Consider the following 14,691-nt stretch of genomic DNA (forward strand, 5'->3'; position numbering starts at 1 on the left):
TATCTCCGAAAATAGAATTTAATCCCGCATAAAATCAAGGTGTGTTAGAATGTAGAATTTACTTTTTCATTCAAGCAATTTGCATTTTGGTTCGGGGTCATTAGAATACTTTTAATACCAGAAATACAGGATCTTTTATAGTTAGTGATATACTATGATAATAGATGAATATTATTGATTGGAGGAGATTCTATGAAGTCAAAGAAAGTAAAGAAAATATTGTTGATTGCTTTAACGTGTGTAGCAATTTCTGCATCTGTCTCAGCAGAAGCTGCTATGAAATCACAGATAACCATTGAAAGTAAAAATAAGTATGAACAGTTGAAAATTTCAGAGAGCCGTGTGTATGGAGAATACCCAACTGGAGATTATAAGAAGATAATGCTTCTTCCTTCGGTTTCTAAAGTAGAAAAATTTTGTTTTGAAGATAATTTGAATATAGAAGAAGTAGAGTGGATGGCTTCAGTAGATACTGTTCCAGTTTTTGCCTTTAGCACATGTCCAAAGCTTAAAAGGGTAATACTTTCTGATAATGTGAAAAAAATTGGACAAAGTGCATTTATATACTGCGGTGAACTGACGAGTGTTAAACTTCCCCAAAATCTTCAAAGTATAGATTTTTTTGCATTTGCTGACTGTCGAAAACTGAAAACGTTATATATACCTGAAACAGTTACTGAGATAGGTGCTGAGGCGTTCATAAATTGTGATTCTCTAACAGTTCATGGAAAGAAAAATTCATATGCATACTATTACTGTAAGATGAATGGTATTCCTTTTGTAAGTGAGGGAACTGCTTCAAAACCAGAAACAAATCGTCCGTATATAAAATCTGTTGATTCAGATATAGTAAACAAACAAATCTATGTTACAATTGATTTGAGCGGAAAAGTAAAGAATGCAGATGGATATCAATATCAAATATATGATGGTACTAAGGTATTAGCTAATAAAAATTCTGCAAACACAACCTGTATATTAAAAAAAGTGCCGACTATGGGATTTGCCAGAGTCCGTTCTTATACTGTTCAAAATGGTAAAAAAAGTTATAGCAGGTGGTCTAATGAAATGCGTATGCCTCCTGTTAAACTAAATAAAGATAATATAAAATTAATAAAAATTACCGGGAAAAAGAAAACAGTAACCGCACAGTTTGGAAATTTAAAATACAGTGATGGGTTTGATTGCGTACTTAAGAATGCAGATTCAGGAGAAAATATTGTATTAAAAAATCAAAAGAAAAATACAGTTACTTTTAAAAATATAAAACCGGGAGTTTACTATTTGAAAGCGCATGCATATACGTTGTTGAATGGTATTAAACAGTTTGGCGTATGGTCAGATAATAAAAAAGTTGTTGTTAAATAGAAAATTGGAATTATAAAAAGCAGGCGAAAAACTGCCTGCTTTTTATAATGGAAATTTATGCTGTTATTGATGTAGCAAAATCAAGCTGTAATAAATTCAAGCGTATTATACTGAAAGAAGCCGTCAGTGGATGCTAAACCACTGGTGTGGGTAGCATCTTTGACATTGACATTGCACACAGCGATTAATTTATTATTTTGATCCAGAGCCACTGATTCCAGTTCAAAACTGTTATATTTGCGGCCCTGAGCATCTTTAGCAGGAATATCTGTAACAAATCCGAAATCCGGATATAAAAGTTTGCTATCATCAAGTTTTTTCAGATTATAATGAAGCAAGGTGTTTTTTGTTGTGATTTTAGTCGTTACTCCACTTACAGTATGTGGATTACTGGTTCCGACAAAAAGCCCTAATTTATTGTGATAGAAAATATCCTGGGATGTAGGCTGACCGGCGTTTACCAGTGTACAAAGATAAGTGGCTTTTACATTTTTTTCATTTTCAAATGTACATTTATAGAGCTTTAATGTTCCGTCAACAACGGACAATAATAAAGCTGTATTTGCCTCATAAAAATAATTAATTGCTTTAAGAGCAAATGATTTATCGTTATCGTTGGGAGTTACTGTATATGTTATTTCCTCATCCTCTTTGTTACTGCTGATAGCAACCACTTTGTTATTTCCTGCGACAACAAAGAATTTTCCGTTAAAACAGCTCATACCGTTGGCATGACCTAATAAACCGTCAGTGAATGTTTTAAAGTGAGATACACCTGCGCTTGTATTCATATAATTTTTACAGTAGCCAAGAACAGCGACTTTATCTTGACTTTGTTTTATAAAATATGGAGTATTGTTTCCGTTAAAGGATACACATCCCAGATTAGTTGTTTCATAGTTGGGATCTACTTTGGTAGGTACACGGGCTCCTGCTTTAAAACCGCATGCAAAAGTATAGGTTTTACCGGAGTAGGTAATGCCTTCCAGCACAGAGAATTTATCTTCTGCGGTTCCATCAGATGTTATAACATTGGATGCAAGCACAAGGTGATTGGCTTTCATACAGATTGATTCAAGGTTGTACTGCTTATATTCACCTGTTTTATTTACATTGATGACCGAACATGGAGTGTATTTTTTACCTTTATCATCAGTAAGATGATAATCAACTACCAGAATACGGTTCTGAAGTGTTGAAAAAGTGTTATTTGTCAGGATAAATAATCCAAATGAAGTGTGATAGTAAATATCCTGAAGCCGTGTGGTATAACCAAAACCTGAGTTAGTAACTGTGAATGTACTTGCTGCTTCAGCAGCCTTCCAGTCTACAACACTGAAAGCTAATGTCCCAGCATTGCTCTTGTCAGCGTAATGCATAATGATAAATTTCTCGTTAGTTCCGTCAGCTGCAGTGATACCTAATGCGCCTTTTGGACAAATTTCATTGATACTGTACGTACCGAGCTGATTGCCTTTGGTATCCAGTTTTACGATGGTTGTAGAACCGCCGTAACCTTTATGGTCTTCTGCAAGCATATACAGATAATTTCCAATTTTGGTAAGTCCCAGAGCGAACCAGTTCAGATCTTTTTTTACGGCAGTTGCTTTTGTTGCCATGTAGTCAGTCGTTTTGAGTAATGTAGTTTTAAGACCGGTTGTCTTTACGCAATACATATCTGACCCCACAATGGCAATTCCCGCTACATTTGTTGCACTTTTATCGGGAATCAGTGCACCGTCTACGGGGGTAGCTGAAATAGTTAAAGTTGTTCCGTTAAATGTTCCTGGCATAATTTTTGCCTCCTTTAAATTTTTTGAATTTGCAAATTCACTATATAAAGATGCTGCTTTTTGTGATTTGTAAACCATAAGTGTGTATATGAGCATGATTTTTTTCTTTCATGCGGAAATCAGGTAAGAATAAAAATAAAGATTCGAGGTCAGATGATGTATGTTTAGTCCCACTTTTATATTTTCGTCATCAGCTTAATGTAAAATAATAACGGGTAAAGAAGATATAAGATGTTCTGGTACACGAAATAAGAAGAAAGGAGATATGCCACATGGTTAAAATGATGAACCGCCTGAGATGATCAGGCGGTTTTGAAGTATCTGGATTTTTTATGAATATTTTATTTTTAATTACAGGTATAATGTGTTACAATAAATATAACCATTAAGACTACCAGGCAGGTCAGAATTTGACCTGCCTGTAAATAAATACGGAAATAAATCGGGGTCAAAAGAATCGTTAATAATTGTAACAAAATAAAATTATCGGTGTAGCAAAAATAAAATTACAGGGGAAATGCGGATGAATGAGATGACAGATGCATATGTAAAACTGGATAAGGTTTCCAAGATATATGGAACAAAGGAAGTAAAGATCGTTGCAGTGGATGAGATCAGCTTTGAGATTGCCAAGGGAGAGTTCGTAGTGATCGTTGGTCCCAGCGGTGCGGGCAAGACGACAGTGCTGAACATTCTTGGGGGTATGGATCAGGCTACCAGCGGAGAAGTTCTGGTGGATGGAAGGAATATTGCCAGATATAACAGCAGGCAGCTTACCGGTTATCGGAGAAATGATATTGGATTTGTATTCCAGTTCTATAATCTGGTGCCTAATCTTACAGCGCTGGAGAACGTAGAACTGGCATTGCAGATCTGTAAAAATCCGCTGGATGCCAGGGAGGTTCTGGAGGAAGTGGGACTGAAGGACAGACTGACCAATTTCCCGGCACAGCTTTCCGGTGGTGAGCAGCAGAGAGTTTCCATTGCCAGGGCACTGGCGAAGAATCCCAAGCTCTTACTGTGTGATGAGCCCACAGGTGCACTGGACTACCAGACTGGTAAGGCAATCTTAAAGCTTTTGCAGGATATGTGCAGGGAGCGTGGAATGACAGTGATCGTCATTACCCATAACTCGGCGCTGACACCTATGGCAGACCGTGTGATCAAGATCAAGAACGGAAAGGTTTCCAGGATGACGATGAATGACCATCCTACACCCATAGAGGAGATTGAATGGTAGGTGATGAATATGAAAGCAATGCATAAAGATTTCTGGATGGAGATACGAAAAAGTAAGGCCAGGTTTATTTCCATATTTATGATCGTTGCTTTGGGAGTTGCATTCTTTTCCGGAATACAGGCGTCGTCACCGGATATGCGCTTCTCAGGTGATGCCTATTATGATGAAACCAATCTTATGGATATCAAAGTAATGGGAACTCTGGGACTGACGGAGGATGATGTAGCTGCCATTAAGCAGGTGGACGGAGTTGAGAATGCAGAGGGCGCCTATGGTACAGATGTAATGTGTGGAGAAGGCGAGAAGCAGAAGGTACTTCATGTGGAAGCTGTGGATCAAACCATGAACCGGATCTCAGTGACAGAGGGAAAAGCTCCGGAAAAAAGCGGAGAGATTTTCCTTGACTGTATTTTTGCTGAGAGCAATGGATATCAGGTGGGTGATCAGATTACCCTGAAAGAGGGCGGAGACAGCGAACTGCTGAAAAAGACAGATTACACAGTTGTGGGTTTAGGTGAGAGTCCGCTTTACATATCCTATAACCGGGGAAACTCTACTCTTGGTTCCGGTGAGGTTAATGGATTTGCCTATGTGCTCCCTGAGGATTTTGACCAGGAGGTTTATACACAGATCTATGTGCAGGCTCATGGGGCACAGGATCTGATCAGCTATACAGATGCTTATGATTCCCTGATAGAGCGAGTGCAGGAGCAAGTGGAGGGGATTGAGGCAGAACGGTGTCAGGTCAGATATGATGAGATTGTAGAGGAAGCCAATGACAAGCTTGCAGATGCCAGACAGGAACTTGAAGACGGAAAGAAGGAAGCTAATGAGAAGCTTGCGGATGCCAGACAGGAACTGGAGGACGGCAAAAAGAAGTTAAAAGACGGCAAGAAGGAATATAAGGATGGCAAGAAAAAGCTTGCAGACGCAAAAAAGGAACTGGAGGACGGAAAAGCCCGGCTTGCAGATGCAAAGAAGGAATTAGAGGATGGCAGATCCCAGCTTGCCAGTGCGAAAGAGCAGCTTGCCAGTGGCAGAGCACAGATCGCATCTGCAAAGGAACAGCTGAATGCAGGATGGGCGGAGGTTTCAGAGAACCAGGCAAAGCTTGATGATGGAAAAGCACAGCTTGAGGATGGCAAGAATCAGTTAAGCGCTGGTGAGAAGCAGATTGCGGATGCAAAGACGCAGCTTACCCAGAGCCAGCAGGAACTTGACAATGGAAAGGCGCAGATCCAGTCAGGCAGAGAGCAGATTGCAGCAACCAGACAGGACTTAAATGCCAAAAAGGAAAGCTGCAATCAGGGACTTGCCCAGATTGAGCAGCAGGAGGCCCAGCTTTCCGAAGGAGAGGCTCAGTTAGAGAATGCCAGAAGTCAGCTTGCAGCATTACAGGCACAGTATGAGGAAGCAGCAGCTTCGGGAGTATATTCAGAGGAAGACCTGGCGGCTCTGGCAGCACAGGTTTCCGCTTATCAGGAGCAGGTGGACAGTCAGGCAGCCCAGCTGGAAGCATCCAGAAACCAGATCGCAGCAGCAAGAAGTGAACTGGAGAGTGGTTTAAGCCAGGTGGAGAGCGGACTGGCCCAGCTTGATGCAAAGGAAGCAGAATTGAACCAGCAGGAGGCCGCATTTCCCGATGCCCAGGCAAAGATTGATGCAGGATGGAAAGAGGTGAAGGCTCAGGAGAAGAAGCTGGAACCAGCCAGAAAAGAGATTCAGGAAAAAGAAGCCCAGCTTGAGTCAGCACAGGAACAGATCGATGCTGCAAAAGCAAAACTAAATTCCAGCCAGGCTCAGTTAGAGGAGAAGGAGGCAGAACTTGCTTCAGGAGAAGCACAGATCCAGGAGAATGAAGGAAAGCTTGCTTCCGGTGAGAAAGAGATTGCTGACAATGAACAGAAGCTGAGGGATGGAGAGAAGGAAATCTCAGAGAACGAACAGAAGCTGAAGGATTCCAGAAAGGACATCAAAAAAGCTGAGAAGGATCTGGAAGAAGGTAAAAAAGAATACGAAGACGGCAAGAGGGATGCAGAGAAAGAAATTACAGACGGTGAGAAAAAGATTCAGGATGCCCAGGATGAGATCTATGATATCAGTATGCCGGAATGGATGGTAACGGATCGCAATGATCTGCCGGAATATTCAGATTATGGGGATAATGCAGACAGAATGAGAAGTATCGGACAGGTTTTCCCTGTTATCTTTTTCCTGGTGGCTGCACTGGTAAGTCTGACTACCATGACACGAATGGTGGAAGAACAGAGAACCCAGATTGGTACAATGAAGGCTCTGGGATACGGCAAGTATGCAATTGCATCCAAATATCTGCTGTATGCCTTTCTTGCCACAGTGGGAGGCAGTATTCTGGGAATACTGATCGGAGAGAAGATCCTGCCTTTGGTTATTATTAACGGGTATGGCATTATGTACAAGGGAATGATGAACAATATCCAGATCCGTTATGAATTTAAATTTGCAATGATAGCAGCAGGTGCGGCAACTGTGTGTACTGTCGGAGCCACCATTTTCTCCTGTTACAGGGCACTGGCGGAAACCCCGGCATCACTGATGCGTCCTCCTGCTCCCAAAGAGGGTAAGAGAATCCTGCTGGAACGGATCCCGCTTTTCTGGAAGCACTTGAATTTTACATGGAAATCTACTCTGAGAAACCTTTTCCGATATAAAAAACGTTTCTTTATGACGATTTTCGGTATTTCGGGAAGTATGGCGTTGATGCTGGTAGGTTTTGGACTCAGGGATTCCATTATGGATATTGCCAGACGGCAGTATCAGGAACTTCAGCATTACACAGGAACGATCATTGATGATGAGGATGCTACAGATAAGGAGAGACAGGAACTGGATGAGTTTCTGAAAAATAACAGTCAGATCGAGAGATATACCCATGTGCAGTTTACCAAGATGAGTGTTCCCAGAAATAAATCCAATATCAGCGTATATGTGTATGTGCCTGAGAATCTTGAGACCTTTAATAAGGATGTAACTCTTCAGGACAGAAAGACAAAAGAGAAATATAAGCTGACTGATGCAGGTACAGTGATCAGTGAGAAGACGGCAACCCTGACAGGGCTGAAAGTTGGGGATACCATGACCATCACAAAGGATGGGAAAAATTATGAGACAAAGATCGCAGCAGTGACAGAGAATTACATGGGACATTATATTTATATGACGGGAAATGTCTATGAACAGATCTTCGGGGAGAAGCCTGACTACTCTGCAACTGTATTTACAGTAAAAGAGGAATATAAAGAATCAGAATCTGAGGTGGGAAATGAGATCCTGAAGCACCCGGCGGCATTAAGCATCAGCTATACCAGCAGTCTGGAGGCTCAGCTTCACAGAATGCTGGGAGCATTGGATACGGTAATCATAGTGCTGATCATTTCTGCGGGAATGCTTGCTTTCGTAGTCCTGTATAATCTGAACAATGTCAATATTACGGAACGCCAGAGAGAACTGGCAACCCTGAAGGTACTGGGATTCTATGATAATGAAGTTTCTGCCTATGTATACAGGGAGAATGTTATCCTTACCCTCATCGGCGTGCTGGCAGGGGCTGTATTCGGAATCTTTTTGCACAGATATATTATCCGTACTGTGGAAGTGGATGCGGTCATGTTCGGAAGAAATATTAATCCTGTCAGTTTCCTGTACTGCGGACTGCTGACAATTGGATTCTCCATGATCGTAAATCTGTTTATGCATCAGAAATTAAAGAAGATTGACATGGTAGAATCCCTGAAAAGTGTGGAATAAACGATTTGTCGCTTTATTGCGGAAAAGAAGAAATTGTTTTTCTGTGGTTTTTAAATATGTAGTCAAACGGATAGAATGGATAAGAGGAAGAAAGGGGAATATTATCATGGGAACAGCAAATCAGATAGAGCAGGAATTAATGAACTATATATCCGATCATAAAATCAGGAACACGCATTCACATCATCTGCCGGAACAGGCGATGGTGGATTTTGATCTGGATAAGCTGATAAATAATACGTATTTACAATGGCAGCAGGTAACTCCGGGGACAACAGCAGAAAGCAGGAATGCATATCTGGAAAAAACACGATATAAATCTTATTTTGTCTGGCTTCAAAAGGCAATCGGGGAGTTGTATGGAATATCAGAGCCGATCACAGCTCAGAACTGGGATCAGATTTCAGATCAGATCAGAAAAGCGCATCAAAATCCCGACTTTTACATGGATGTACTGAAAAATAAGTGTAAGTATCAAAAAGTAATCGTAGATACCTACTGGAATCCGGGCTCTGACAATGGAAGACCGGAACTGTTTACGCCTGCTTTTCGACTGGATTTGTTCTTTTTGGGCTATAAAAAAGGACTTCGCAATCATGACGGTGTATCACTGGAAGAGAACTTCGGTGAGCTGCCGGACAATTTACAGGATTATGTGGAGTGGGTCAGAAAGTGGATCATACAAAAAAAGAGTGAGGGCTGTGTGGCCTTAAAAATAGCGATGGCCTATGAGCGTAGTCTTCATTTTGAAAAAGTGACGCGGGAGCAGGCTGAAAGGGTATTCCGTTTAAAAGAGTCGGATATAACCCAGGAAGATATCAGATGTTTTCAGGACTATTTGTTCTGGAAAATATGTGAAATTGCGGCGGAAGTGTCACTTCCATTACAATGTCACACAGGAATGGGGCAAGTTATAGATACGAATATACTGCAGTTGAACAATGTGATAAAAAATAATCCGGAAACGAAATTTGTGCTACTGCATTGTGGCTTTCCATGGGTGGATGATCTTTTTTCCATAGTAGACGGATATCCGAATCTATATCCGGATCTGACATGGCTTCCAATCTTATCCTACACCGCATCAAAACGTGTAATGCATCAGTTGATCGAGATGTCCCAGATTGATAAAATCTGCTGGGGATGTGATACGTGGACAGTAGAGGAAAGTTATGGCTCCCTTCTTGCATTCCGTTTTTCACTGTGTAGTGTTCTGAGAGAAAAAATAGAGGACGGATATCTTTCCGTAAATAATGCAAAGGATATTATTGATAAAATTTTGTTCGACAATGCGGGAAAAATATACGTATGACACCAGATAAATTTGTGAAATCCGGAGAAACGTTCTTGACAAGAAAGCCTTTTTTCATTATAGTAGAATCCAGAAAAAGGCTGTGAAAAAGAGGAGTAGGCGGTAATGCCCCACAGAGAGGGAAGCTTATAAGCTGGAAGGTTTCCCGGGAACAGAAGTGCTGAAGGTAGCTTTGGAGCCGGGAGGCTGAAGTGAGTGTGTATGAATCATATCAGAGTTATATACGCGCATGGTAGGTTTTCACGTATCCCGCGTTAAGGGAATGAGAGACAAACTAAGGTGGTACCGCGATCTATGTCGCCCTTTGCACGTATAATGCGTGTGAGGGGCGTTTTTTATCGAATAAGTTTATGACACAGTTATCTGGCTGGATGCGGAAAGCGAAGTCAGTATGCTTATTTGTTTGGTTGTCAGGGTGACTGCTTTATAACGGAGTAATCCGTAGATACTTTAGTTTCAGATATATAATTAGGAGGACATTATGAGCAAAGAACTTGCAAAAACTTACGATCCTAAGGGAATCGAAGAGCGTCTTTACACAAAATGGATGGACAATGGATATTTCCATGCAAAAGTAAATCCGGACAAGAAACCGTTTACCATTGTTATGCCGCCGCCAAACGTAACCGGCCAGCTTCACATGGGACATGCACTGGATGAAACCATGCAGGATATCCTGATCCGTTTCAAGAGAATGCAGGGCTATGAAGCATTATGGCAGCCGGGAACTGACCATGCAGCTATCGCTACAGAGGTTAAGGTTATCGACAAGCTGAAAAAAGAAGGTATCGACAAACACGATATCGGCCGTGAGGAATTCTTAAAACATGCGTGGGCATGGAAAGAGGAGTACGGCGGAAAGATCATCAATCAGTTAAAGAAACTGGGTGCTTCCGCAGACTGGGAGAGAGAACGTTTCACAATGGATGAGGGATGTTCCAAAGCAGTACAGGAAGTATTTATCAAATTATATGAAAAAGGCTATATCTACAAAGGTTCCAGAATCATCAACTGGTGTCCTGTATGCCAGACTTCCATCTCTGATGCAGAGGTTGAGCATGAGGATCAGGATGGATTCTTCTGGCACATCAATTACCCGATCGTAGGGGAAGAGGGACGTTTCGTAGAGATCGCAACTACACGTCCGGAAACCCTGTTGGGTGATACTGCTGTTGCCGTAAATCCGGAAGATGAGCGCTACAAGGATCTCATCGGCAAGATGCTGAAGCTTCCTCTCACAGACAGAGAGATTCCGGTGATCGCCGATGAATATGTAGACAAAGAATTCGGAACAGGATGTGTAAAGATCACACCTGCTCATGACCCTAACGACTTTGAGGTTGGACGCCGTCACAATCTGGAAGAGATCAACATTATGAATGACGATGCGACCATCAACGAGCTTGGTGGAAAATACGCTGGTATGGACCGTTACGAAGCACGTAAGGCAATGGTAGCAGATCTGGAAGAACTTGGACTTCTGGTAAAAGTAGTTCCTCACAACCACAGCGTTGGAACTCATGACCGCTGCGGCACAACGGTAGAGCCTATGATCAAGCCACAGTGGTTTGTAAAGATGGACGAGATGGCAAAGGCTGCGATCAAAGCTCTGGATGACGGAGATCTGAAATTCGTTCCGTCCCGTTTTGACAAGACGTATCTTCACTGGCTTGAGAATATCCGTGACTGGTGTATTTCCAGACAGTTATGGTGGGGACACAGAATTCCGGCTTATTACTGTGATGAGTGCGGTGAAGTAGTTGTTGCAAGAGAAATGCCTGAGAAATGCCCGAAATGCGGATGTACACATCTTCATCAGGATGAGGATACACTGGATACCTGGTTCAGTTCTGCATTATGGCCATTCTCCACACTTGGCTGGCCGGAGAAAACACCGGAACTGGAATATTTCTATCCGACAGATGTACTTGTTACAGGATATGACATTATCTTCTTCTGGGTTATCCGTATGGTATTCTCTGCTCTGGAGCAGACTGATCAGGTTCCGTTCCATCATGTACTGATCCATGGTCTGGTACGTGACTCCCAGGGACGTAAGATGAGTAAGTCTCTTGGAAACGGTATCGATCCTCTGGAAGTTATTGATAAATACGGCGCAGATGCTCTTCGTCTTACTCTGATGACAGGTAATGCACCTGGAAATGATATGCGTTTCTACTGGGAAAAGGTAGAAGCAAGCCGTAACTTCGCAAACAAGATCTGGAATGCTTCCCGTTTCATCATGATGAACCTGGAAGGCAAGACAGTGACAGAGCCGGAGAACTTAAATGATCTCTGTGCAGAGGATAAATGGATTCTGTCTCACTTAAATACAGTGATCCGCGAAGCTACAGAGAACATGGAAAAATATGAACTTGGTATTGCAGTACAGAAGGTTTATGACTTCCTGTGGGATGAACTCTGCGACTGGTATATTGAGATGGCTAAGGTTCGTCTGTGGAAGGCAGAGGAAGATCCGAAGGCAGCAAATGATGCACTCTGGACATTAAGAACAGCGCTGACAGAAGGCCTGAAGCTTCTTCATCCGTATATGCCGTTTATCACAGAGGAAATCTACTGCACACTTCTTCCTGAAGAAGAGTCTATTATGATCTCCGAATGGCCTGTATACAGAGAAGAGAGAAACTTCCCGGATGCTGAGAAAGCAATCGAGGGCTTCAAAGAGGTTGTAAGAGGTATCCGTAATACCAGAACAGAGATGAATGTTCCGAATAACCGTAAGACAAGCCTGCATATTGTGGCAAAGGATGCTGAAACAGCAGCAATGTATGAGAACAGCAAGAAATCCTTTGTAAATCTTGCATTTGCAAAAGAGATTCTGGTACAGACAGACAAGAACGGAATCAGTGAGGATGCAGTTTCAGTAGTTGTTTCCAATGCGGTTGTATATATGCCGTTGGAAGACCTGATTGACAAAGATAAAGAGATTGAACGTCTTACAAAAGAAACAGAACGTCTCACAAAAGAGATCGCAAGATGTGAAGGTATGCTGAATAATCCGAACTTCGTAAATAAGGCACCTGCTGCCAAGGTGGATGCGGAGAAAGACAAACTTGCGAAATATAAAGAAATGATGGATAAGGTTAAAGGACAGTTAGAGCAGCTTAAGAAATAAGGGAGTGTTTAGATGAAATTGTATAAGATTTGTAACAAAATCTCCCTTTTACTCCATGTACTTGCCAGCGCAGCGGGATATTTTGTTATGGAGGCAATCTGCCGTCACTCGTTTATAGAAGCCTGGAATTATATGACACAGAGACCTCTGGTTTTTGCATATAATGCGGCATTCATTTTTACCTCGTCACTAATTGTTTATCTGTTTCACAGGAGAGTGTTCTGGAGAATCCTTGTGACATTGTTTTGGCTGATACTGGCCATTATCAATGGTGTTCTCCTTCTCAACCGTGTTACACCGTTTACAGGACCGGATTTGCATCTGATCACAGATGCATTAAAGATTGCCAATAAATACCTGCCTGCTGCAGGTGTTGTGGCAGTCTGCATCCTGTTTGGGATTCTTGTTATCTTACTGTTGATTCTGCTTATTAAAGGACCGAAGTATCAGAACAAGATTAAATACCGCTATAATATTCCTCTGATTCTGCTGGCAGTTGCTCTTTTTGCAGGATGTACACAGCTGGCACTGGAGAAGAGGGTACTTTCCAATTACTTTGGAAATATTGCTTTTGCATATGAGGATTATGGATATCCTTACTGTCTGGCAACTACGATTTTTAATACGGGAATCAGCTGTCCGAGAGATTATTCTGAGAAAGAGATTAAACGGATTGAGAAAACAGAGAAGAACCTGCCGGAGTCAAAAGAGGAAAATCATCCGAATATTTTGTTTTTGCAGCTGGAATCATTCTTTGATCCCACATTGGTAAACTATCTGAATATTTCGGAAGATCCTATCCCGACGTTCAGGAAGCTGATGGAGGAATATTCCTCCGGATATTATAAGGTTCCCTCTGTAGGTGCAGGTACTGCAAATACAGAGTTTGAATCCATTACAGGAATGAGTATGCATTATTTCGGACCCGGGGAATATCCTTATAAGAGTATTCTGAGAGAGACTACCTGTGAGAGTGCACCTTATGTACTGAAGAATCTGGGCTATACCACCCATGCGGTTCATAATAATGAGGCAAACTTCTATGGAAGAAGATCTATTTTCCCGAATCTCGGATTTGATACTTTTACTTCTGAAGAGTACATGGCAAGAGAGAACGAGAAGAATCCAAATGGCTGGGTAAAGGATGAGGTTCTGACAGATGAAATCCTGAAATGTTTGGATTCTACTGAGGGGCCGGATTATGTATATACTATTTCCGTACAGGGACATGGTGCATATCCGGATGAGCAGATTCTGGAGGATCCTGAGATCACAGTTTCCGGTGCGCCGACTGAGGAAGAGAACAATAAATGGGAATATTACGTAAATGAGATCCATGAGATGGATAATTTTGTCAAAGAGCTGACAGACAAGCTTGCAGATTATCCTGAGGATGTGGTCCTTGTTATGTACGGTGATCACCTTCCGACTATGGGACTGACTGTGGAGGACCTGAAGAACAAGTATCTGTTCCAGACAGAGTATGTGATGTGGGATAACTTCGGACTTAAGAAAAAGAATGAAAATCTTGCAGCATACCAGATGGCGGCAGAGGTTATGGATCGTGTGGGAATCCATGAGGGAACTGTTTTTCGCTATCATCAGGCAAGAAGAAATACCAGAAATTATCAGGTGGATCTGGAAACCCTGCAGTATGACCTCCTTTATGGAAAGAGATATTCCTACGGGGAAAGCGGCGAAAGTCCTTATCTGCGTACCAGAATGCGTATGGGAATCTATGATGTGACTCTGGATTCCATTCAATGTATCTCTGAGGCAGATCATACATATTACATTAAGGGAACGGAATTTACGCCGTCCAGTGAAATCAAGCTGAACGGAGAATGGTATGATACGGTCTATATCAATCCGACTACGTTGATGATCACAGGTACGGAGCTGAATGATTTCGACAGGCTGGCGGTGATCCAGCGAAGCAACAGTTCGACGCGAAAACCGCTGAGCAAGAGCTATGACCGGTCCTGCTATGCACTTTATTCAAATAATAAATGGAAATTAACAGAAAGTGCCGGTACGAATGAAAATTAATCCATAA

Annotated in this window: 7 protein-coding genes and 1 other annotated feature; of the genes, 6 read left to right on the forward strand and 1 reads right to left on the reverse strand. The window is 41.9% G+C overall.

The features are described 5' to 3' along the window. Positions 1 to 192: 192 nt before the first annotated feature. A complete protein-coding gene (locus ACESZG_RS16095) occupies positions 193 to 1,368 on the forward strand; it encodes a leucine-rich repeat domain-containing protein (protein ID WP_022381279.1) in 1,176 nt (391 codons plus the stop codon). Positions 1,369 to 1,448: 80 nt separating this feature from the next. Here the strand turns inward: ACESZG_RS16095 and ACESZG_RS16100 are convergent, their stop codons facing one another. Beyond that, positions 1,449 to 3,161 (reverse strand): hypothetical protein, encoded by a 1,713-nt coding sequence (locus ACESZG_RS16100; protein ID WP_022381280.1) that lies wholly within the window; start codon positions 3,159 to 3,161, stop codon positions 1,449 to 1,451. 523 nt (positions 3,162 to 3,684) lie between these two features. On the opposite strand from ACESZG_RS16100, the gene ACESZG_RS16105 reads away from it, so the two are divergent. The 5 genes from ACESZG_RS16105 to ACESZG_RS16125 all read left to right on the forward strand — a co-directional run bounded on the left by ACESZG_RS16105 (position 3,685) and on the right by ACESZG_RS16125 (position 14,684). Then, positions 3,685 to 4,401 (forward strand): ABC transporter ATP-binding protein, encoded by a 717-nt coding sequence (locus ACESZG_RS16105; protein ID WP_330575125.1) that lies wholly within the window; start codon positions 3,685 to 3,687, stop codon positions 4,399 to 4,401. 3 nt (positions 4,402 to 4,404) lie between these two features. Beyond that, positions 4,405 to 8,187 (forward strand): FtsX-like permease family protein, encoded by a 3,783-nt coding sequence (locus ACESZG_RS16110; RefSeq protein ID WP_373218737.1) that lies wholly within the window; start codon positions 4,405 to 4,407, stop codon positions 8,185 to 8,187. Between the two features lie 106 nt (positions 8,188 to 8,293). Then, positions 8,294 to 9,499, forward strand: a complete 1,206-nt coding sequence (locus tag ACESZG_RS16115; RefSeq protein ID WP_055060203.1) for an amidohydrolase family protein — start codon at positions 8,294 to 8,296, stop codon at positions 9,497 to 9,499. 73 nt (positions 9,500 to 9,572) lie between these two features. Beyond that, positions 9,573 to 9,807: a binding site (T-box leader), on the forward strand. A 173-nt stretch (positions 9,808 to 9,980) separates the two neighbouring features. After that, on the forward strand, positions 9,981 to 12,635 hold the full coding sequence (locus ACESZG_RS16120) for a valine--tRNA ligase (protein ID WP_025579947.1): 2,655 nt from the start codon (positions 9,981 to 9,983) through the stop codon (positions 12,633 to 12,635). Between the two features lie 12 nt (positions 12,636 to 12,647). After that, a complete protein-coding gene (locus ACESZG_RS16125) occupies positions 12,648 to 14,684 on the forward strand; it encodes an LTA synthase family protein (protein WP_118409029.1) in 2,037 nt (678 codons plus the stop codon). Positions 14,685 to 14,691 lie beyond the last annotated feature (7 nt).

The organism is Blautia sp. Marseille-P2398, from assembly GCF_964240315.1.
GTDB classification, from domain to species: domain Bacteria; phylum Bacillota; class Clostridia; order Lachnospirales; family Lachnospiraceae; genus Blautia_A; species Blautia_A wexlerae.